At 61.2% G+C, this 20,845-nt stretch carries 19 protein-coding genes; 13 read left to right on the plus strand and 6 right to left on the minus strand.

What is annotated here, in order from left to right:
* Positions 1-27 precede the first annotated feature (27 nt).
* The 3 genes from IGS75_RS02115 to IGS75_RS02125 all read left to right on the plus strand — a co-directional run bounded on the left by IGS75_RS02115 (position 28) and on the right by IGS75_RS02125 (position 2,424).
* On the plus strand, positions 28-531 hold the full coding sequence (locus IGS75_RS02115; protein WP_202257461.1) for a hypothetical protein: 504 nt from the start codon (positions 28-30) through the stop codon (positions 529-531).
* A 193-nt stretch (positions 532-724) separates the two neighbouring features.
* Positions 725-1,198 (plus strand): transcription elongation factor GreA, encoded by a 474-nt coding sequence (gene greA, locus IGS75_RS02120; protein ID WP_141351507.1) that lies wholly within the window; start codon positions 725-727, stop codon positions 1,196-1,198.
* Positions 1,198-2,424 carry a threonine ammonia-lyase gene (locus tag IGS75_RS02125; protein WP_141351509.1) on the plus strand — a complete coding sequence of 409 codons (1,227 nt, stop codon included), beginning with the start codon at positions 1,198-1,200 and terminating at the stop codon, positions 2,422-2,424. Before greA ends, IGS75_RS02125 begins: the two co-directional genes overlap by 1 nt.
* 3 nt (positions 2,425-2,427) lie before the next feature.
* Here IGS75_RS02125 and IGS75_RS02130 read toward each other — a convergent pair whose 3' ends face one another.
* The 3 genes from IGS75_RS02130 to msrB form a co-directional block, all read right to left on the minus strand.
* Positions 2,428-2,715 (minus strand): DUF1330 domain-containing protein, encoded by a 288-nt coding sequence (locus IGS75_RS02130; protein ID WP_141351511.1) that lies wholly within the window; start codon positions 2,713-2,715, stop codon positions 2,428-2,430.
* A gap of 81 nt (positions 2,716-2,796) precedes the next feature.
* On the minus strand, positions 2,797-3,435 hold the full coding sequence (gene upp / locus IGS75_RS02135) for a uracil phosphoribosyltransferase (protein ID WP_141351513.1): 639 nt from the start codon (positions 3,433-3,435) through the stop codon (positions 2,797-2,799).
* Positions 3,432-3,848: a peptide-methionine (R)-S-oxide reductase MsrB gene (msrB, locus tag IGS75_RS02140; RefSeq protein WP_011251914.1), complete on the minus strand. Its 417-nt coding sequence runs from the start codon at positions 3,846-3,848 to the stop codon at positions 3,432-3,434. The genes upp and msrB overlap by 4 nt, the downstream gene beginning before the upstream one ends.
* A gap of 149 nt (positions 3,849-3,997) precedes the next feature.
* On the opposite strand from msrB, the gene IGS75_RS02145 reads away from it, so the two are divergent.
* From IGS75_RS02145 to IGS75_RS02170, 6 genes are all read left to right on the plus strand, one after another.
* Positions 3,998-4,189 (plus strand): CsbD family protein, encoded by a 192-nt coding sequence (locus IGS75_RS02145; protein WP_141351517.1) that lies wholly within the window; start codon positions 3,998-4,000, stop codon positions 4,187-4,189.
* Between the two features lie 117 nt (positions 4,190-4,306).
* Complete coding sequence (gpmI, locus tag IGS75_RS02150; protein WP_202257462.1) at positions 4,307-5,839, plus strand: 2,3-bisphosphoglycerate-independent phosphoglycerate mutase; 1,533 nt, start codon at positions 4,307-4,309, stop codon at positions 5,837-5,839.
* Positions 5,826-7,115, plus strand: a complete 1,290-nt coding sequence (locus IGS75_RS02155; protein WP_202257463.1) for a murein hydrolase activator EnvC family protein — start codon at positions 5,826-5,828, stop codon at positions 7,113-7,115. The genes gpmI and IGS75_RS02155 overlap by 14 nt, the downstream gene beginning before the upstream one ends.
* 128 nt (positions 7,116-7,243) lie before the next feature.
* Positions 7,244-8,701, plus strand: a complete 1,458-nt coding sequence (locus IGS75_RS02160; RefSeq protein ID WP_202257464.1) for a S41 family peptidase — start codon at positions 7,244-7,246, stop codon at positions 8,699-8,701.
* A 17-nt stretch (positions 8,702-8,718) separates the two neighbouring features.
* Positions 8,719-9,900, plus strand: coding sequence for a divergent polysaccharide deacetylase family protein (locus IGS75_RS02165; protein WP_202257465.1), 1,182 nt, complete (start codon positions 8,719-8,721; stop codon positions 9,898-9,900).
* The gene (locus IGS75_RS02170) at positions 9,897-10,409 is read left to right on the plus strand and encodes an RNA pyrophosphohydrolase (protein WP_141351527.1); all 513 of its coding nucleotides are present in this window, start codon (positions 9,897-9,899) and stop codon (positions 10,407-10,409) included. Before IGS75_RS02165 ends, IGS75_RS02170 begins: the two co-directional genes overlap by 4 nt.
* On the opposite strand, the gene IGS75_RS02175 is transcribed toward IGS75_RS02170, so the two are convergent.
* The 3 genes from IGS75_RS02175 to IGS75_RS02185 are packed head-to-tail and all read right to left on the minus strand — an operon-like array spanning position 10,367 to position 13,952.
* Positions 10,367-12,121 carry an ABC transporter ATP-binding protein gene (locus IGS75_RS02175; RefSeq protein ID WP_141351529.1) on the minus strand — a complete coding sequence of 585 codons (1,755 nt, stop codon included), beginning with the start codon at positions 12,119-12,121 and terminating at the stop codon, positions 10,367-10,369. The two genes, IGS75_RS02170 and IGS75_RS02175, sit on opposite strands and share 43 nt — an antisense overlap.
* Positions 12,122-12,165: 44 nt before the next feature.
* Positions 12,166-13,356, minus strand: a complete 1,191-nt coding sequence (locus IGS75_RS02180) for a CCA tRNA nucleotidyltransferase (protein ID WP_202257466.1) — start codon at positions 13,354-13,356, stop codon at positions 12,166-12,168.
* Complete coding sequence (locus tag IGS75_RS02185; RefSeq protein WP_408876486.1) at positions 13,353-13,952, minus strand: DUF1285 domain-containing protein; 600 nt, start codon at positions 13,950-13,952, stop codon at positions 13,353-13,355. The genes IGS75_RS02180 and IGS75_RS02185 overlap by 4 nt, the downstream gene beginning before the upstream one ends.
* A 92-nt stretch (positions 13,953-14,044) precedes the next feature.
* On the opposite strand from IGS75_RS02185, the gene IGS75_RS02190 reads away from it, so the two are divergent.
* The 4 genes from IGS75_RS02190 to IGS75_RS02205 are packed head-to-tail and all read left to right on the plus strand — an operon-like array spanning position 14,045 to position 20,773.
* Entirely contained in the window at positions 14,045-15,073 is a 1,029-nt protein-coding gene (locus IGS75_RS02190) for an AAA family ATPase (RefSeq protein WP_141351533.1), read from the plus strand.
* Positions 15,074-15,078: 5 nt separating this feature from the next.
* Positions 15,079-16,005, plus strand: coding sequence for a DUF58 domain-containing protein (locus tag IGS75_RS02195; protein WP_202257467.1), 927 nt, complete (start codon positions 15,079-15,081; stop codon positions 16,003-16,005).
* The gene (locus IGS75_RS02200; RefSeq protein WP_202257468.1) at positions 16,002-18,737 is read left to right on the plus strand and encodes a DUF4159 domain-containing protein; all 2,736 of its coding nucleotides are present in this window, start codon (positions 16,002-16,004) and stop codon (positions 18,735-18,737) included. Before IGS75_RS02195 ends, IGS75_RS02200 begins: the two co-directional genes overlap by 4 nt.
* Positions 18,734-20,773: a DUF7408 domain-containing protein gene (locus IGS75_RS02205; RefSeq protein WP_202257469.1), complete on the plus strand. Its 2,040-nt coding sequence runs from the start codon at positions 18,734-18,736 to the stop codon at positions 20,771-20,773. The genes IGS75_RS02200 and IGS75_RS02205 overlap by 4 nt, the downstream gene beginning before the upstream one ends.
* Positions 20,774-20,845: the final 72 nt, after the last annotated feature.

The following is a 20,845-nucleotide window of genomic DNA, read 5'->3' on the forward strand; positions in this document are numbered from 1 at the left end:
TCTGGATGTCCCGGAACTCCACTCTCCATGCAGGACATCACGATGCTCAGGCGCGCCATCAGCGGTTTTCCGCTTCGGATCGATCTTATGGTCTATCTAGCGGTTGCGGCCCTGGCCGCCATCGAGATCGGGCTGTGGCTGACGCTGCCCACACCGATGCTCTGGATCTTCTTTATCGGCGCCCTCTTCATCCAGTTCAGACTGCTGAAGCGCTGCCTTACAGGCGACCATTTCGTCGCTGGTCCCGCCGGACTGTCGTTTCTGGTCATCGTCCTGATCCTCAATCATTTTCATCAGGGCGTGATTTCGTCGCATGAACTGATGCGACACTATCTGTCTCATGGCGTCATCCACAGCAACAATCACCATGCTTATGGCGTTCCCGACCTGTGGGATACCGATGAGACATCCGTACATATCGGGATGGGACAGCGGTTTCTCATCAGCGTGAAAATGGCCGTTTTCTTTGCAGCCGGGCTCACAACCTGCTTTGGCTGGCTTGTCCTGAGCGAACGCCAGAAGAAAGCCTAATCTTACACAGGCTACCTCCTACCAAACCTGCATTTTCACGCAGCTCAGCCCATGAGCCGCCCCGGCTTGCGGGAACAGCACCAAGCCTGACACACGCAGGCCTCATGCCGCCCCACCTTGCAAAAAACCCCGGCAAACCCTAGGCTGTCTGGCTTCATCATAATTTCAGTCACGCTTTTTCGAGGATTTCAGAGTGCAGAAGATCCCCATGACCGCGAAGGGACAGCAGCGTCTCGAAGACGAGCTGCGGACCCTCAAGAGCGTTGACCGCCCGGCCGTCATCCGTGCCATTGCAGAAGCCCGCGAACATGGTGACCTGTCCGAAAACGCCGAGTATCATGCCGCCCGTGACCGCCAGTCATTCATCGAAGGCCGCGTCCTAGAGCTGGAAGGCATCATCTCCAATGCCGAGGTAATCGATCCGTCGGCGCTGACCGGAACGCGCGTCCGTTTTGGCGCACATATCGAACTCGTCGACGAAGAGACCGACAAGGAAGCCCTGTACCAGATCGTTGGCGTTCATGAGGCCGACATCAAGCAGGGTCTGATCTCGATTTCCTCACCTCTGGCCAAGGCCCTGATTGGCAAGGATGTCGGTGACTCCGTTTCCGTTCCCGCCCCTGGCGGAGACCGGACCTATGAAATCCTCAAGGTCACATATCGCTGATGTCTGACGTCCTGACGTCCCTCCCCCCTGTCGTGACCATCGCGGATATCGAGAGCGCCCATGAGCGCATCGCGTCCACGGTGGTTCGCACGCCGACCATCGCCTGCCCAGCCCTTTCCCGGCTGACGGGCGCGGAGATTACGCTCAAGCTCGAAAACCTTCAGGCGATCGGCTCCTTCAAGGAGCGCGGAGCGGCCAACAAGATGGCCCTCCTGACACCTGAAGAGCGGGCGCGCGGCGTGATTACCGTCTCGGCTGGCAATCACGCACAGGGTGTAGCCCGTCAGGCCAGCCTTCTCGGCATTGACGCAACCATCGTCATGCCCCGCTTCACGCCAGCCACCAAGGTCGCGGCGACGCGGGCCTGGGGTGCGACTGTTGTGCTCGCAGGAGACGATTTTGCACAGGCCAGCGAGACTGCAGCCGAGCTTCAGAAGCAGGACGGGCGCGTCCTCGTGCATCCATTCAATGATCCGGCCGTCATCGCCGGCCAGGGTACGGCAGCACTTGAGCTCCTGCAGGACGCCCCGGATATCGACACAGTCGTCGTGCCCGTCGGTGGCGGTGGACTGATCGGCGGATTTGCGACCGTCATGTCGGCCCTTCGCCCGGACGTCGAGGTTATTGGCGTGCAGGTCGAGGCCTATGCTTCACTGTCAAACTATCCGCAGGAAGACGGCCCGACTAAGGGCGGCTCAACCATCGCGGAAGGCATTGCCGTCACTCAGCTTGGCGATCACTGCCTGAGCGCATTCCGCAACAAGATTTCAAAGATCCTTGTCGTCAGTGAACTTCAGGTCGAAAGCGCTGTCACGACACTGGCTGAAAAAGCCAAGCAGATCTGTGAGGGCGCTGGAGCCACGGGTCTGGCCGCCGTTCTTGCTTATCCGGATTTATTCAAGGGACGACGCGTAGCCCTCCCCCTTTCGGGCGGGAACATCAACGCGCGCATTCTTGCAAACACGATCCTGCGCTCTCTTCTACGGGATGGGCGTATTCTGCGGTTGATCTTCCAGATCCCCGACCGTCCGGGCATGCTGGCGGACATCTCCACGCGCATCGGCAATTACGGCGGGAACATCATTGAGGTCTCTCATCACCGCCTGTTCGCCTCCCCGTCTGTTCAGACGGCCGAACTGCTGGTGATGGTGGAAGCCCGCGACACCGAACACGCACACCAGATCGAAACCGATCTGGCGCGTCATTACATCGTTCGGCGCGACTGACGCTCAGACCCCGTCTACGATCACGACATTGTAAGGTCCGGCTTTCCAGCGATGCTCGGCAGCCTTCTGATAGGCCGGACTTTCATACCAGGCCCGGGCTGAAGCCGCGTCCGGGAACTCAATGATCACCACACCATCAGGCTCGGTGCCTTCGAGTTTTTGCTGCTTGCCATAAGCAGCCAGGATTTTGGCCGGAAATCCCTTGAAGGTTTCCCCAACCACTTCCGAATATTTTTTGAATTCGGCCGGATCGGCCAGCTTTTCACGAATAAACAGGGCATAGGCAGGCATGGAACGCTCTCCTCAGAATAAGCCTCCATACCCGCCACAAAACCACTAAAATTTCAGCACACAAGAGCGTGTGCCGCAGCCTTAGCGCGTGCCGAACAGACGATCGCCCGCATCGCCAAGGCCGGGAACGATATAACCATGCTCGTCCAGATGACTGTCTATGGAGCAGGTTACGATCTGCACATCGGGATGCAGCTCAGCCATATGGGCGATGCCTTCGGGAACCGCCAGCAGGCAGGCAAAAATCGGGTTCGTGGCCCCGGCAGCCTTCACACGGGTCAGTGCGGCAGCGGCGGAGTGTCCCGTCGCCAGCATCGGGTCGAGCACAATGCAGGTCCGTCCCGGAATGTCGCTTGGCATATTGAAATAGTATTCACTGACTTCCAGCGTCTCGTGGTCCCGGCGCAGGCCGATATGGCCAACACGCGCGGACGGTACCAGATCCAGCATGCCATCCAGCAGACCATTACCGGCGCGAAGGATAGAGACGAAACAAAGCTTCTTGCCGTCCAGTTCCTCGCCTTCCATCGAGCCGCTCGGTGCCTCGATATGCCGCGGCGCCAGCGACAGATTGCGCGTGGCTTCATAGGCCAGAAGCAGACTAAGCTCACGCGTCAGGCGGCGGAAACCGGCCGTGGATGTATTACGGTCACGCAGACGGGTCAGCTTGTGGCGCACCAGCGGATGGTCGAGAACGATAGGCGGCAGCGCCTGACTCATGCTTTTTCTCCTTCGGCCGGGCGAAAATCGAGCGCCAGACCGTTCATACAATAACGAAGCCCCGTAGGCGGCGGACCATCGGGAAAGACGTGCCCCAGATGGCCTTTGCAGTTCGCGCAGTGGACTTCGGTGCGGACCATGCCATAGCGGCTGTCCTGCGTAGTTTCGACACCATCCGGCAGAGCCTGGAAGAACGAAGGCCAGCCACTGCCGCTATCATATTTCGTTTCAGAAGCAAAAAGCGGGCGCCCGCAGGCCGCACAAGCATAAATCCCCGCGCGTTTTTCATCGTTGAGGGGACTGGAGCCGGGACGTTCGGTTCCGTGTTCATGAAGGATACGCCGCTGCTCCGGTGTCAGGCCAACACCGCAACCGCCACCGGTCTGCCCATTTGGGCCGCAACTCTGGGTCATGCTGGTTCTCCGGAAAATCTGAAAGGCGTCTTCTGACGATGTATGAAAGCGCGGCCGTATTTTGTCACGCATCTTAAGCGGTCATGACGCAACCCAACAGAGAGACGCCCGTTAGGGATTGCACAACATCAAGACGGAAGGAGCCGGTCATGAGTTCCATCGAAGACAAGATCAAGGGCGTTGCCAATCAGGTTGTCGGCAAGGTCAAGGAAGAAGTCGGCCACATAACGAACGACAAAAAACTTGAAGGCGAAGGCGTAGCCCAGAACCTCAAAGGCAAGGTCCAGAAGGCAACAGGCGATGCCAAGGATGCAGTCAAAAGCGGCATCGATAAGCTCTGAATCCTGTTCCCCGGATCACAATGCAACGCCCGCCACATGGCGGGCGTTCGCATTTGTGGGGAATGATGGCATGATGGGGAAACAGTCCCATTCCTCCTTTCCTGCAGGAGACATCCCATGTCCACATCCTCCACACCCCGCCCCGTCATGCTCGTCATTCTCGACGGCTTCGGCTGGCGCGAGGATGAGTCCGACAATGCGGTCCGTCTTGCAAACACTCCGACTTTCGACACCCTCTGGGCTACGAGCCCCCACGCCTTCCTGAAAACCTCGGGCGAGGATGTCGGGCTCCCGGACGGGCAGATGGGCAATTCCGAAGTCGGACATCTGAATATCGGCGCCGGTCGTGTCGTGATGCAGGAACTCCCCCGCATCTCCCGCAGCGCCCGGGACGGCTCCCTGTCACAGAACCCCGCTCTGCTGGAATTCATCGCAGCCCTGAAAGCATCAGGCGGAACCTGCCATCTCATGGGCCTGATCTCACCTGGCGGTGTGCATGCCCATCAGGATCATGTGGTCGCATTGGCAAAAATCGTCAGCGCGACGGGTGTGCCCGTAGCCGTTCACATTTTCAGCGATGGCCGCGATACAGCGCCGCGCTCGGGTGAGGACTTCATCGGGAAATTCCTGAAGGACCTGCCTGACAGCGTGCAAATCGCCACTCTGAGCGGTCGCTATTATGCCATGGACAGGGATCACCGCTGGGAGCGCGTCGCCCTCGCCGTCGAGGCCATACGCGACGCAAAAGGCCCCCATGCGAAGGATGCCCTCTCGGCCCTTCAGGCCAGCTACGCCAACGACAAGGGAGACGAATTCGTTCTTCCGACCGTTCTGGGCGATTATGCCGGCATGAAAGACGGAGACGGTATTCTGGCCTGCAACTTCCGCGCAGATCGCATCCGCCAACTTCTGGACGTCCTAGTCCTGCCGGATTTTGCGGAGTATGGCAGCGGCCGGAAAGTGAAATTCGCAACCGTCTGCGGCATGTCTCGCTATTCCGATCATCTGGCACCTTACATGAGCATCCTGTTCCCCAAGGTGCCGCTCAATGATCTGCTGGGAGACGTAGTGGCCAAGGCCGGCAGGACCCAGCTCCGCATGGCCGAAACAGAAAAGTATCCGCACGTCACCTACTTCCTGAACGGTGGCCGCGAAGTGCAGTTTGACGGTGAAGATCGCATTCTGGTTCCCTCACCTAAAGTCGCGACTTACGATCTTCAACCCGAAATGTCCGCCCCTGAACTGACGGACAAGGCGGTCGCCGCCATCGAAAGCGGCAAATTCGACATGATTGTCCTGAACTTCGCCAATCCGGACATGGTCGGCCATACCGGCTCCCTGTCCGCGGCCATCAAAGCCTGCGAGACAGTCGATCAGGGGCTGGGCCGCATCAATGACGCCATCGTCAAAGCGGGTGGCGTTCTGCTCGTCACCGCCGATCACGGCAACTGCGAAACCATGCGTGATCCCGTAACGGGCGGCGCGCATACGTCCCACACGCTCAACGTGGTGCCCGTCATCCTGGCGCATGCCAAAGGGGAGACCATCCATGACGGCCGTCTGGCCGATCTGGCACCGACCATGCTGGCGCTGATGGGCGTGAAACAGCCTGACGCGATGACGGGTGTCTCCCTGCTTGAAAGCGCCTGATCCGCTTTATCTCCTGCCGCTCGCCCTGCTCCTGTCGCCTGCCTGGGCGACAGCACGGCATGCGTCTCATCATCACCTCCCGCATACGGGAAAACCGGCGGCAGCCGCGCCCAGTGAGGGCCAGAAAGCCCTCTCTCGCGCCCAGGTCGCGCGACGATCTCTGGAAAAACGGCAGGCGGATGAAGCAGCAGCACTGAAAGCAAAACAGCTCGCCTCGGCACAGGCCGAAGCAAAGGCGCGGCAGGACAGTGTACGCACTCTCGCCTTCACGGCCCAGACCCACACGGCACAGTCCGCCGTAGATACGACCCAAAACCGCATTCTTGCACTCAAGACCAGTATTGCGGAGCTGATGGACAAGCGGACGGCTGTCGAAGCGGATATCCGCCAGCAGAATGCCGCCCTGCAACCTCTACTTCCCATCGCAGCACGCCTGTCCATCGCGCCGGATGCCGCGCTGCTGGCCTCTCCGGAAACAGCGTCCGAAAGCGTCACCGCCCTCTCCGTCCTCGGAGGTTTCTCCCGTTTGACGCAGCAACGCGCCCAAGCGCTTCAGTCCCGCGAAGACGAACTGCATGCAATCGGCACTGATCTGGACAACCGACAAAAAGAACTCGCGGACCTGCTCGCACAGCAGACGCGGCAGCGCAATGCCGCCGCCGCCCGGACCCGGGTTGCGGCACGGCAGGAAGCCGTCGCGGATCAAGGCGCCCAGAAAGCCCGCAAGGCCGTGGCTGACGCCATGCAGGCCGCAGCGGATCTGTCTGCTGAAATCAACGCACTTGTCCAGCAGGAAACCCAGGCCCGCGCCGAGCTGGAAAAGGAAGCCGCCGCCCTGACCCGTCAGCACCAGCTCGAACGCGCCCGCCATGCACGCTCGCAGGCCCAGGCGCTCGCCTCGGCCGGACAGGGTGTCTCCAGTGGCAGTGGCCACGCCCCCATCTCAGGCCATGTCACCGTCCGCTGGGGCCAGACGACCGAAGCCGGCCCTGCAACCGGCATCACCTATGCCGCCCTCTCTTCTGCTCCCGTACAGGCCCCCTGCTCGGGCCGAGTCGAATTTGCAGGCCCCTTCCGCTCCTTCGGACAGATGCTGATCCTCGACTGCGGACGCAATTACCGCTTTGTGCTTTCCGGACTGGGACAACTGAATGTTTCGGGTGGCCAAAGCATCAGGAAAGCTGCCACACTGGGCCAGATGCCCGCTTCCGCTGGGATGCTTTTTGTCCAGCTGCGGCATGGTACGCAGGTTGTCAGTCCCGCTCCTTTCCTCTGATCCGGTTTGCCGAGCGCGTCTGACCTTGTAGGATCGTTTCTTAATAATTTGGCAACCCGAACCGGCCTAGTCTGCCTCCGAGGCGACGACGGTCAGTACGTTCCTTCGTTCCCGAGGATGGAGATCACATGAAGTTTCGCAGTGGCCTGTTGCTGGGCACCGCCTTTCTGGCCGGACTGGCCGTCGGACCGGGAGCCCTGCGTCTTGCTGGCTCCGGCGACTTTCCGGGTGCAGCCCTCGCCCGTGAAATCTCCCATGACAACAGTGCGGAAACCGTCCGTCTGCTGACGCTGCTGGGAACGGTCATGGACGTGGTGAAGGCAGAATATGTCCACCCTGTCTCCGACAAGGACCTGATCAATAACGCGCTTGACGGGATGGTCGGCAATCTCGATCCACATTCATCTTACATGACGGCGGCGCAGTTCCACGACATGCAGACCGAGATCTCCGGCAAGTTCGGCGGTCTGGGCCTTCAGGTTCAGGGTGAGTCCGGACATGTCCGCGTGGTCTCCCCGATCGATGGCACTCCTGCCGCGCGCGCTGGCATCCAGCCCGGCGATTTCATCACGATGGTCGACCACAAGAGCATCGATGACCTGACGCTTGATCAGGCCGTCCGCAAGATGCGTGGTGATCCGGGCACGAAAATCAGCCTGACGATCGTCCGCCCCAAGACCGGCAAGACGCTCACCTTCGACCTGACACGCGAAATCGTGCACGTCCAGATCGTGAAGTCTGCGCTGTATGGCAGCACGGGCTATATCCGCCTGACCGAGTTCGATGACGATCTCGAAAGCGCCATGCATGCCGCATTTGACAAGCTCAAGGCACAGGCCATCAAGGCGCCGGGCGGAAAGCTGACCGGTATCATCCTTGACCTGCGCTCCAATCCGGGCGGCAAGCTCGATCAAGCCATTGCCGTTTCGGACGATTTCATCAAGGAAGGTGAAATCGTCTCGATCCGTGGCCGTCATGCGGAGAACAACCAGCGCTGGGATGCAAAGGGCACGGACATCACCAATGGCCTGCCGATTGTCGTCCTGACAAATGGCGGCTCAGCCTCGGCCAGTGAAATCGTGGCTGGTGCCCTGAAGGATCATCGCCGCGCAATCATTCTTGGCGAAAAGACCTTCGGAAAAGGCTCGGTCCAGACTCTTATCCCCATCGGCGATCAAGGGGCGGTGCGCCTGACGACAGCGCGCTATTACACGCCGTCCGGCCGCTCCATTCAGGGTCTGGGCATTACGCCTGATATTCCCGTTGCCGAGACGAAGGATGACGATGCCTATGGTTATCGTGAAGCCGACCTCTCTCATATTCTGACAAATATCGGCGGCAACCGAACGAACGAAACCCCGCGCACCGATATCCCGCCGATCGCAAAATCCATTCCAAAGATGCCGGATGCCAGCTGGCCCGCGTTCGATGCCACGAAGCCTGCAACCGATTTCCAGCTTCAGCAGGCGATCAAAGTGATCAATGCCATGGCGGGCCTCTCAAATCCTGCGCCGGCCACCACTCCGGCAACAGAGGTCAAAGCTGCCGCGCCGACTGCTCCCAAACCGCCTGAAGCCCACCACTGACAAGGACATCCCGGATCGTGCAGAACCGTCCAGCCTCCAGCCGACCAGGGCTCTGGCAACGACTCCCCGTTATTGGACGCCTTCTGATCGCGTTCTGGGCCGTTCTGCTGGCCGCTGGAGCCGGCGCGACGGCATTTCTGTTGCACCAGCAGAAACCCATTGTCGTCGCTAAAGTCAGTCCGCAGTCCAAACCGCATCTGCCTGCGCAGCCCACTTCCCCGGCCAATTCTTCGATTGTTTCTACTCCGGCACAAAAAGAGACAACCGTAACAGCTGCTGGGACGCAGACGGCCGCAGCGCCGGTTCCGGCAAAGCCGGCTGACGTGACGTTACCGACGGCGGCGACCACCATTTCCGCCAAGGCTGTCCCGCCTTCACCAGCGGGATCTGCAGCCGCTGTGACACAACAGACCCTGCCCCCGATCGTATCCTCTGCTGCTTCCTCTTCTCCACCAGCATCGGCGCCCGTCCCGACCGACAAAACCGCCATCGCAATCGTGCTGCAGGGATTTGGCTATTCCGATGCTCTGACCTACGATGTTCTTTCGCGTATTCCCGCGCCTGTCGCGGTTGGGATTTCGCCTTATGTCAGCAATATCCGCGACATTATTGCGCGGGCCCATGCCAGCCACAGGGAAGTTTATGTCACCCTTCCCATGCAAAGCGCCCATCCCGAGCGGGCCGATGAAGGCCCACATGCGCTGGGATATGGAAATTCGGCTGCTGACGATCAGCGTGAACTGGAATGGTGCCTCACCCGTGCCGCGGGCGCGGAAGGACTGACGGATGCGTCTGAAAACGGGGACGACCAGCCGGGCGGTGGCTATGCGACTTCTCCCGATTTCTCCCCGATTGCGAGTGCCATCAGCAGCCGGGGCCTGCTCTATCTGACGGGATCCGCGCAGGATGGCCGTCGCACCCGCGGAATGACGGCAACTGCCTGGATCGACGGAGATGCGGACGCCGCCACTCTGGACAGCCGTCTCGCCGCACTACTGCCTCAGGATGGAAAGCCGGCAAAAATTCTGCTGATGGTCGGGCCGATCACGCCTGTCATGATCGACCGTCTCGCAAATTGGCTTAAAGGTCCGGCAGCGCAGAACTTTGTCGTTGTACCACCATCGGCTTTTGCGGATAGCGGCGTCAGCAATGATCAGGCCGCCAATCTTTCACCTTCCAATCCAATAGCGCCCCTATGACTAATCCCATGACCCTTCCCTACCGCCCGAATGTGGGACTTGCGCTCTTCAACCGTGACGGCAAACTGTTCATCGCCCGGCGCACAGACCTTCCGGGAGACGTCTGGCAGTGCCCACAGGGCGGCATTGATGAAGATGAGACACCACAGGTCGCCGCCCTGCGCGAAATGGAAGAAGAAATTGGAACCCGGAACGCGAAAATTCTTGCCGAACGGAGTGGCTGGCTTTCCTATGATCTGCCGTCCGACCTGATCGGAAAGGCCCTGGGAGGACGTTTCCGGGGGCAGACCCAGAAATGGTTCGTGATGGGTTACGAAGGACAGGATTCCGATATTCAACTGGATCTTCATGACCCGGCCGAATTCGACGCCTGGGAATGGGTCGAGCCGCAGGAGCTTCTGAAACGCAATCTGGGCTTCAAGAAAACCCTCTACACCGATCTGATTCCCGAACTGGCAGCACTTTTTCAGGCTGCTGCCAGAGACTGGGTTCGCACCAACCGAGCATAAAGGCCGTCCTTGCGGAGAAGTTCAGCATGGGTGCCGGCTTCGGCGACAGCACCCTGATCCATCACAACGATCAGATCAGCAGCCTGCACGGTGGAAAGACGGTGCGCGACAATAACCGTCGTACGGCCTGAACGCAGATTTGCCAGCGCATTCTGAACCCGCGCCTCACTTTCAGAATCAAGCGCACTCGTTGCTTCATCCAGCAGCAGGATGCGTGGATTACGAAGCAGAGCGCGGGCCAGAGCCACGCGCTGGCGCTGACCGCCGGACAGTCGACGTCCTCCCGGCCCGACCCGGGTTTCCAGACCGGCCGGCAGGTTATCGAGGAAATCGACCGCAGCCATGGCGCAGGTTTTTTCGACTTCGCTGCGTGAGGCTGAAGGCCTCCCGATCCAGATATTTTCAAGCACGGACATGTCGAACAGGGTCGTATCCTGACTGACATATGCAATGGCGTCCCGAAGGGAAGACAGGGTCAGATCCCGCAGATCCACGCCTTCAAGACGGATGCTGCCCGCGCTGACATCGTGCAGACGTGGGATCAAGGAAAGTGCCGTGGATTTTCCGGCGCCACTCGGCCCCACGAGCGCGACGGTTTTTCCAGGTTGAACTTCGAAGGTCAGGTTCTGCAGACCGACCCTGCCATCTTCGTATCGATAACTGGCCTGCTGAAACGCCAGATGTCCTTTTCCGGACGGAAGGGGTTTCGCGTTCGGACGTTCCACAACGGCCGGGGGTTCATCGATCACGGCAAAGACCCGCGACAGACCGGCCAGCCCTTCCTGCAGAGCCGTATTGAGCGAACCCAGCGCCCGGATCGGCCGGGCGGCAGTCAGAAGAGCAGCAATAAAGGCAGTAAAGTCCCCTAGTGTCGCACCGCCCTGGGCCGCGCGCCAGCCTGCAAAGCCCAGCACCGCAGCCACAGCAGCGCCACCCAGAACCTCCAAAACCGGATCGACACGCGCACGCCCTTTAGCAATTCGCAGGAAGGCCGAATGCAGCAAATCCAGCGAATGATCGACGCGCGTACTTTCCCGCTCTTCCATCCGGTAGATGCGGACCTGCCGAGCTAAGGCAAAACTTTCGTTAAGCATGGCGGAGGTCTCGCCGATCTGCTCCTGCATGCCACCCGAGGCCCGGCGCACTTTCTTGCCCAGCTTCTGGATAGGCACCGCCGCAACCGGGTAAAGCACGAGCGCGATCAGGCTCAGTTCCCAGTCCGTGACGATCATGGAAATAACAAGCCCCACCACCGTCACCGCATCACCGAGCGCGTTGACCACACGGATCATGGCCTCGCGGATCGAAATGGCATCCGTGGTAAAACGGGCAGCCCATTTGGCGGGTGCGTCCTTTTCAATAGTCGAGACGTCCGCCTGAAGCGCATGGGCGAACATACGCGACTGCAACCCACGGATCACGGCCAGAACCAGTCCCTGCACGGCAATCGTCTGCCCGTACTGGGACGCAGCCTTCAGGCCAGTCACAATTACGACCAGAGCCGGCACCTGATAGAGGATCCGGGAATCATGCGCCGCGAACATGTCCACGGCCCGCTTGATGACCGCAGGATAAAGCGCGGTAAGCCCTGCCATCAGGACCGTCAGAACAATGACGGAGATGATCCGTCCCACATGCTGACGCATTTCCTCGCGCCAGATGCGTTTCATCAGGACGCGGCTGTCCGTATCAAGAGCTGTCGTTTTCGTCATACTGGGGGTTTAGCAGGCCTTGCGAAAAGGGCGAAACCACCGCTTCATTTCTGCGTGGCAAGATAGGCCAGACATGCGCTCCGGTCTGGCAGGCATCCCTGCGCCATCCACCAGTCCCGCCCCGTTTTCAGCCATTCCCCCATACCCGGCCCCGGCCGAACACCCTGTACAATGGCATCTTTGCCCGATAGCGGGAATTCGGGCCGCGGCATGACCCGCAACCGTGAACGGAACCGGTCCCACGCGCTGTCAGGCTTGCCCACAAGCTGGGCCTGAAGCAACCAGCTCCGCTCTACAAGCCGCTCCATATCCTGCAATACCCGCAGGCGACGGAGGTCATCATCGGACAGTTCCGGATGCAAGACCGGCTGAGCTGACGCCCAGGCCTCGATCTTCATGCCATCCGCGTTGGACAGTTTCAGGCGACCAGCCAGTTCCAAACTGTTCCGGTGACACAGCGCAAACAACCTGAGCAAGGAGGACACCGGGGCCTCACAGGCCAGAAGACGGTTCAGGAAATTCTGGTCCGGTTCTGGCAGAAGTACCTGCAGCAGACCGACCGATACCATTGCCTCGATCGTTTTATTCAGGCGCGGGCCGGACAAAATTCTCAGCAGCTCTGAGGCGACCCGCTCGGCCGAGAGCGTGCCAATCAGTCCAAGCTGCTCCGAGACGGCCTGACACGCCTCCCGATCGGGGACGCCATGCCCGTATCGCGCATTGAACCGAAAGAAACGAAGGGCTCTCAGCGCATCTTCCGCAATCCGACGCGAGGCGTCTCCGACGAACCGCACCCGATGATCCCGAAGATCTTCCCGACCGCCGAAATAGTCATGCAGGCCATCATGGCGATCCAGCGACATCGCATTGATCGTGAAATCCCGCCGGGCCGCATCTTCCGCCCAGTCCTGCGTCCAGGCCACGATCGCGTGGCGCCCGTCCGTTTCCTCGTCGCGACGCAGGGTCGTGATTTCGTAGGGCACATTGTCCAGCAATGCCGTGACGGTCCCATGAGCCAAGCCCGTGGGAATCACGCGGATGCCGACTTCTTTTAAGTGACGCTGCACATCGTCTGGCGGTTCCGGAGTCGCGAGATCCAGATCATGGACGGCAACATTGGCGAGCAGATCTCGCACCGACCCGCCCACAAGTCGTGCCTCAGGCAGGACAGACCAGATGCGATCCAGCCCCGTACGATCTGACAACCGCTCCAGCAGACCGGAGATCTGCATCATGCAGGACGCGAAAGCGGGAAGAAACAGTCCTGGCTCCAGACGCCTAGACAGGTCTGACCCTTCACATGCCCAGGAACCGCAAGTGCGGCGAGTTCGTAATGCACCGAACGTGTCACCCGTGCGAGGATAGGGAAAGCCCCCTCACCATCACGAACATGAACATAAGGTACGCTGGCGCACTCCTCCGACGGACGGTCCCAGTCACAAGAGAGGGGATGTTCGGGGCCGATACAGATCAACTCATCCATATTGGTGCGGAAACAGAGATTCTGCTGCCGACCGCAAGTGCCACGGAAGTCCAGCTCGACCGCCACGAACGGCACATCCTCGACCTGAATGATCCCCTGTTCCATCTGCGTTTTCAGCCAGTAGGTTCCTTCAGGATCGCGGGTCAGCATCGAAGAGAACATGCATAGCATAGCTTTGCGTTTGATCTCCGAGCCCCGGTAGAGCCAGGTTCCATCGCGCTGAATAAAAAAAGGCAGCAGCCGGGGGGCTGCATCAGGTGTTCCGGGAAAGGAAGACGGAGGAATCAGGGAATCTGGAGACAGGGCGGCGTCAGGTCGGGCCGCCTGCCGGAACTGATGATCGCTCAATTTTCCCTCCAACTGCATAAAAACTCTCTTCTCACACCAACTTGGGTGCAATCGAGCCTTGATGAAACCCCCACACCTGTCAGACTGGCGTCATGAGCGAGCTGCAATATTCTTCCGGCATTTCCGCCGGCACCCTGCAAGGCGAGGCGGACGTGGCTGAAGCCGACCGCCTCGCCCCGGTTCTCCGTCATGTCCGCCAGGCTATCGGCGGAATTGTTCTGGGCCAGGACAGCGTCATTGAACAGGTTCTGGTCACGATCCTGTCCGGTGGTCACGCGCTTCTGATGGGCGCGCCCGGTCTGGGCAAGACGCTTCTGGTCAACACGGCATCGCGCGTGTTGGGCCTGGATGCCACACGCATTCAGTTCACACCCGATCTGATGCCGTCAGACATCACAGGCGCCGAGATCCTCGATCAGGATGCCGACGGGCGACGGGCCTTTCGCTTCCTGCCCGGCCCGATTTTCGGTCAGCTTGTTCTGGCGGATGAAATCAACCGTGCCAGCCCCCGCACCCAGTCCGCCCTTCTGCAGGCCATGGCAGAGCATCGCGTGACGCAGGGCGGCAAGGACTATGCGCTTCCACGCCCCTTCCATGTGCTCGCAACCCAGAACCCGATCGAGCAGGAAGGCACCTACCCCCTGCCCGAAGCCCAACTCGACCGCTTCATGCTCCAGATCAGCCTCGGCTTTCCGAACCGGGACGCGGAACGGCAGATGCTGCTTCAGACGACAGGCGCCATGACCCCGACGGTCTCTGCCCTGATGGATGCCGAAAGTCTGCTCGCGGCCCAGAACCTCGTCCGGCGCCTGCCAGTCGGCGATCAGATCGTGGATGCAATCCTGACGCTGACACGCTCTCTGCGTCCGGAAGATCCATCCGCCTCACCGGAAGTACGGGAAACGGTCTCCTACGGTCCGGGCCCCCGTGCAGCACAGGCCCTGATGGTCGCAACCCGTGCCCGTGCGCTGCTGGACGGTCGTCTGGCTCCGAGCCTTGATGACGTCGTGGCTCTTGCGGGCCCGGTCCTGTCCCATCGTATCGGCCTGGGCTTTGGCGCCCGCGCATCGGGGACGGATCGGGAAGTCCTGATCCGCAAACAGGCACAGACCCTCCTCTGATCGCCGTGAAAAGTCCGTCCGATACCCTGCGCAGCCTCTTCCGCCGCAATCGGGGGGCTGCTTCCAGCGCTCCGGCCGTGCAGGCAGAAAGCCTGGCCCTGCCCGCACTTCTTCTTGAAGCCGAAAAGATTGCCGCGAGCCTGCAAAGCGGCGCTCATGGCCGCAGGCGTTCAGGCCCAGGTGAGGATTTCTGGCAGTTCCGTCCCTATCACGCTGGCGAACCCGCAACGTCCATCGACTGGCGGCAGTCTGCCCGTTCTCCGGTCGAGGACACGTTTTGGGTCCGCGAGCGCGAGCGGGAAAATGCCCAGTCGCTGATGTTGTGGTGCGACCCGTCGCCATCCATGCAGTGGCGCTCGTCCGATACCCTGCCAACCAAGGCAGAACGGGCGCAGCTCTGCACGCTGGCGCTGGCTTGCGCATCCCTGCGAGGTGGTGAACGCGCCGGGTTACTGACCGGGATCGAAGCAGGGCGCGCACTAGCCGGTCGGCAGGTCCTGCCGCGGCTGGCCGCCTCCCTTCTGCATCCCGTTACGGACGAACCCGAGTTCCCTCGCATGGCACTCGTTCCCGCCCGGTCCGATCTGGTCGTGATTAGCGATTTCCTGTGGGACGAAAAGCGGATCGACACATTTCTCAAGACCTGCGCCAGCCGCCCCGTGCGAACGCATCTTCTCTGCGTTCTCGATCCTGCGGAGCGGGAACTGAAACGCTCCGGACGAATCCGGTTTGAAGGGCTGGAAGGGGGCGTTCTGACTCTTCCCGCTATGGAAAGTCTTGGTCCAGCCTATGCACAGGCCATGAATGCCCATCTGGCAACCTTGAAACAAAGTGCGGCCTCGCTGCATGCCGATTGCATTCTTCATGACACGTCGCAGAACCCGCTTCCGGCCTTACTGGCCCTTCACATGACGTTGAGAGGCGGCCGATGATCCTTCTCGCTCCGCTCCTGCTACTTGGTCTTCTCACGCTGCCCGCGTTGTGGTGGCTGGTCCGGGCCACTCCGCCTGCCCCGCAGGATCAGCGCTTTCCGTCCCTGCTGATCCTGAACCGGCTGACCGCCCGGCGTGAAGATGCGGCCCGCTCCCCGCTCTGGCTCCTGCTTCTGCGCATGGCCGCCGTGGCCCTCGTCATTTTCGGACTGGCCCGGCCTGTCCTGACCCCGCGTCAGGCCGAAACCGGAAACGGTCCACTGACGCTCGTTCTTGATGACGGCTGGGCCGCCATTCCGCACTGGAACGAGCGTATTTCCGCGGCTCTGGCGCTTGGTGAAACTGCGATCCGCAATGGTCAGGACGTGACGCTGCTTCATGCTGCCCGCGCGCCTGATGGCGCGATGCCCGAAGCGTTCACGACACATGATGCGCATGCTTTGTCAGAGCATCTCTCCCGCCTGCGGCCTCAGCCCTGGCCAACGGACCGTCAGGCTCTGGCAAACCTGCTCCAGCACCGGAACCTGTCTGATCAGCGCGTGATGATGCTGTCTGACGGCTTGGCGGCGGACGGTGACACAGCCCTGCATGACGCGCTCGCAAAGGCCCGTTCCGTGCAAGACATGCGCTGGAATGACTGTGACATTCTGCGTCTTGCCGCATCTACCGGCCAGGACGGCGCTCTTCATGCCCGAGTGGACACGCTGTCCTGCCCAACCCGGACCGTGACGCTGCATGCTGCCAATGCCAATGGCGGAACGCTCGCGGCCTATCCCATCAGAACCGGGCAGGATCAGACCATTTCGCTCCCAGCTCTGCTGCGGAACCAACTCGATCATCTGACGCTGGAAGGCGCCACCAGTCCCGCTGCGATCCATCTGATGGGACAGGCCGATCACCGCCGCCCCGTTGGCATTCTTCAGACGCCCGGCGATGCAACACCGCTCGTCGGTTCGGCGTTCTTCCTGAACCGCGCATTGCAACCCATTTCAGACCTGCATAGCGGGGATGCGACGGCGCTTCTGGGTGCGCCACTGTCTGTCCTGATCGCAACGGATGGCGCGCTTTCCGGCGATCAGACGCGCAGCCGTGTCCTGAACTGGGTCCGTCATGGCGGCATGCTCGTCCGCTTTGCCGGTCCCGGCCTCGCCGCCGATCAGGGCGCTGCTTCCGACGCCACATCAGACGCGCTCCTGCCCGTCCACCTCATGAGCGGCATGCGACAGCTTGGCGGCCCCATGTCCTGGGGCAAGCCGCAGACGCTGGCGCCCTTCCCCGAGACTTCGCCCTTCTCCGACCTGACGATCCCACCCGATGTCACAGTCTCCCGGCAGGTTCTGGCCAAGCCCGAAACGGGCCTCACGGATCACGTCTGGGCGGCCCTGAGCGACGGCACGCCCCTTGTGACCGCCCGGGCGGAAGGCAATGGCGAAATCGTCCTGTTCCATGTCACGGCCTCGCCGGACTGGTCCAATGTCCCGCTGTCGGGGCTGTTCCCCGACATGCTGGAGCGCCTGATCGAGCGTTCGGCCGGTGTTGCGGGCGGTGGACCTTCGGAGCTTGCCCCTTGGCGTATTGTTGGAAGTGACGGTGGGCTCATCATGCCGCCACAGGCTGCACGCTCCATCCGCGTCTCGGATCTGACGCATACAGCCGTGTCCGTTGCCCATCCCGCCGGGCTTTACGGTCCGGCCCACGGAACGCATGCCCTGAACCTTTCCGATTCTGCGCCAGCAATGAAGGAAGAACCCCTGCTCGGAACCCGGATTTCACCGGACGGTGCCCATGCGGACCGTCCGCTTGGACCTGCGTTGATGACAGCGGGCCTGCTACTTTTGCTGCTGGATCTGATCCTGTCTCTGCGGCGTCGTGGGCTACTGGGAGCTCTGGGCGTGGCCTGCCTGCTGATCCTACCCATGGCACATGCCCAGCCCCCGACGCAGCTGCCTCCTCTACCGGCAACAGTGCCTCAGGCTGCGCTCGATACACGGCTGGCCTATGTCATCACCGGCCATGACGATATCGATACAGTCTCCCGCGAGGGGCTTCAGGGCCTGTCCGACTTTACGACTGCACGCAGTTCCGCAACACTCGGCCACCCGGATGGTGTCGTTCCGGGCAAGGACGATCTGGCGTTCTATCCACTTCTGTACTGGCCGATCACACCCGATGCCCAGCCCGATCCCGAGCGCACGAAAGCCCTCAATGCGTTCATGGATCACGGCGGCATCCTGCTGATCGACGAACAGGGCGCGGGCACTGATACGGATTCCGGAACCAGTTCCGCTGCCCGGGCCGCGCTTCAGCGCGTGACTGATGGTCTCGTCATCCCGCCGCTCACCAAGCTGACGGAAAAGCACGTTCTGGCTCACACTTTCTATCTGCTGCACAGCGGCTTTCCCGGCCGCGTTGCCGGGCAGCCGGTCTATGTCGCGCGTAATGGCGATGAGGCGAATGATGACGTCAGTCCGGTCATCATCGGTAATGGCGACTGGGCGCATGCCTGGGCCGTGGACGGATCGGGCAACCATCCCTTCGCCGTCATTCCCGGTGGCGAGGAACAGCGCACACAGGCCTATCGTTTTGGCATGAACATGGTGCTGTACGCCCTGACCGGAAACTACAAGAACGATCAGGCGCAGTACCCGGAAATGCTCCGCCGCCTCGGCACACCAAACTCCGGAGCCTCCACAACCAGTCCCGACAGCGTTGACGAGGAGGACGCACCATGATGTTCGACCTGTCTCCCATGCTGCCGGTCTGGCTGCTGGCGACGCTGGCAACCCTGACTGTTGCCGGCGCGATTTACGGTACTATCCGTGGCGCACGCGGCATGCTCTGGCGGGCTCTCGCTGTACTGGCCCTGCTGGGCTGGCTGTCCGGACCACGTTCACTGCATCCGGTGCTGCGCCCCGTGCCACAGGATGCACTTCTGGTCGTGGACCGCTCGGCCTCCATGCAGGTCGGCCACCGGACTGCCATCGCTGACCACGCTGCCGAACAGATCATGGAGGACGCCGCCCATCTTCCTGGCCTGACTCTGCACCGTATCGATGTCCCGGGCGGTACCGGTCACGGAACGCGCCTGTTCGAAGCTCTCGACCACGCCGATCTGCCACAGGGTCGCTTCGCGGGCGCCATTGTCGTGACGGATGGCATGGATCATGACGTTCCACCCCATCTGCCGCCCCGCTTTCATGGCGCAAACGGCCAGACACTTCCTCTGCATCTTCTGCTGACGGCGCATGGCGAAGAACAGGACCGGCGCCTGCGTATCCTGAGCACACCGCCCTATGCGATCGTCGGGCAGAACGCCACGATCCGCGTACAGGTGGACGATCTGGGCACCACGAGTGCTTCAAACGCCATTCTCACAATTCGCTCCGGTGACGCCCCGCCGCAGACACGCTCCATCCAGACCGGCACGCCGCAGGACATCACGTTGCCCGTCCAACATCCCGGCGAGACGCTGGTTGGGTTGTCCGTATCCCCTCTGGCCGGAGAAGCGTCCACCGAGAATAACAGTGAAGTCGTCCGCATTCGAGGTGTTCGCGACCGGTTGCGCGTCCTTCTGGTTTCGGGTGTCCCCAATCAGGGTGAACGCGTCTGGCGCCGCCTGCTAAAGGCCGATCCGTCCGTCGATCTCGTACACTTCACCATCCTGCGCTCCCCCAATACCGATGACGGCACGCCGCTGTCGGATCTGGCGCTGATCCCGTTCCCGATCCGCGAACTGTTTCAGGAGAAAATCCGCAGCTTCGACCTCATTATTCTGGACGGCTTTCGCAACAGCAACATTCTCCCCGATGAATACCTGACCAATATCGCCGATTATGTCCGTAACGGCGGCGGACTGTTGGTAACGGCCGGTCCTGAATTCACGCAGGACGGCACGCTTCAGGATACAAGCCTCGCGCAGGTTCTCCCCGCGCATGTCAGCACAGACGGAATCGTCACCCACGCCTTCCGCCCTGCCCTGACAGATCTTGGCAAAACCCACCCCGTAACTGCAGGCCTGACAGAAGACTGGGGGCCCTGGTACCGGGCCCTTCGTCCGGACCAGTCACACGGCGAAGACCTGATGCATGGCCCCGATGGCGCGCCGCTTCTGCTGCTGGACCGGGTAGGTCAGGGACGCGTGGCCATGCTGCTATCGGACCAGCTCTGGCTCTGGTCGCGTGGTGAAGGTGGCGGCGGACCGCAGGCCGAGCTTCTGCGTCGCCTGTCACACTGGCTGATGAAGGAGCCGGACCTTGAAGAAAACCGCCTCACCGCCCGGATCGAAAGCGGTCAGTTGGATATCGAGCGCCACGCCGCGGGACAGGCCGTTTCGCCTGAGGCTTTCGTCACGGCGCCGGACGGAAAACGCACGCCCGTTACCCTGAAACAGACGGATGGCGTCTGGCACGCCACGCTCGCCGCCACGATACCCGGAATCTGGAGCGTCCGGCAGGATGGTCTCGTCGCCTTTGCCAGCCCGGTCTCGCATGATCCGATCGAACGGCAGGACCTGCGCGCCACCGCGACCGTCATGGACGGCAGTGCCAAAGCCTCCGGCGGGTCAGTCTCCTGGATCGCGGATCATACGCCGCATCTGAAACAGGTTCCCACCGGTTCGGCCATGAGCGGTTCGGACTGGATGGGCCTGCCCGTCACGACCGCCGCCGTCGCGGGTGAGACACGCACCAAAGACCTCATTCCCGCTTGGGCAGCCCTGATTGCGGCGCTGATTTTCCTCGCAGTCGGCTGGTGGCGGGAAGGTCATTGAAAAAATGTCACAATCCGGCACGCCCAAGAAGCATCTGCAGACTCGCACAGGACGCTCGATCACAGTATATTG

The sequence above is a fragment of the Gluconobacter sphaericus genome (assembly GCF_016757795.1).
GTDB lineage: Bacteria > Pseudomonadota > Alphaproteobacteria > Acetobacterales > Acetobacteraceae > Gluconobacter > Gluconobacter sphaericus.

Excerpts from the sequence above, each read along its gene's own strand:
- IGS75_RS02115 (WP_202257461.1), top strand. The coding sequence starts at position 28 with ATGCAGGACATCACGATGCTCAGGCGCGCCATCAGCGGTTTTCCGCTT.
- IGS75_RS02125 (WP_141351509.1), top strand. The coding sequence starts at position 1,198 with ATGTCTGACGTCCTGACGTCCCTCCCCCCTGTCGTGACCATCGCGGAT.
- IGS75_RS02130 (WP_141351511.1), bottom strand. The coding sequence starts at position 2,715 with ATGCCTGCCTATGCCCTGTTTATTCGTGAAAAGCTGGCCGATCCGGCC.
- upp (WP_141351513.1), bottom strand. The coding sequence starts at position 3,435 with ATGAGTCAGGCGCTGCCGCCTATCGTTCTCGACCATCCGCTGGTGCGC.
- msrB (WP_011251914.1), bottom strand. The coding sequence starts at position 3,848 with ATGACCCAGAGTTGCGGCCCAAATGGGCAGACCGGTGGCGGTTGCGGT.
- IGS75_RS02145 (WP_141351517.1), top strand. The coding sequence starts at position 3,998 with ATGAGTTCCATCGAAGACAAGATCAAGGGCGTTGCCAATCAGGTTGTC.
- gpmI (WP_202257462.1), top strand. The coding sequence starts at position 4,307 with ATGTCCACATCCTCCACACCCCGCCCCGTCATGCTCGTCATTCTCGAC.
- IGS75_RS02160 (WP_202257464.1), top strand. The coding sequence starts at position 7,244 with ATGAAGTTTCGCAGTGGCCTGTTGCTGGGCACCGCCTTTCTGGCCGGA.
- IGS75_RS02170 (WP_141351527.1), top strand. The coding sequence starts at position 9,897 with ATGACTAATCCCATGACCCTTCCCTACCGCCCGAATGTGGGACTTGCG.
- IGS75_RS02175 (WP_141351529.1), bottom strand. The coding sequence starts at position 12,121 with ATGACGAAAACGACAGCTCTTGATACGGACAGCCGCGTCCTGATGAAA.
- IGS75_RS02180 (WP_202257466.1), bottom strand. The coding sequence starts at position 13,356 with ATGATGCAGATCTCCGGTCTGCTGGAGCGGTTGTCAGATCGTACGGGG.
- IGS75_RS02190 (WP_141351533.1), top strand. The coding sequence starts at position 14,045 with ATGAGCGAGCTGCAATATTCTTCCGGCATTTCCGCCGGCACCCTGCAA.
- IGS75_RS02200 (WP_202257468.1), top strand. The coding sequence starts at position 16,002 with ATGATCCTTCTCGCTCCGCTCCTGCTACTTGGTCTTCTCACGCTGCCC.
- IGS75_RS02205 (WP_202257469.1), top strand. The coding sequence starts at position 18,734 with ATGATGTTCGACCTGTCTCCCATGCTGCCGGTCTGGCTGCTGGCGACG.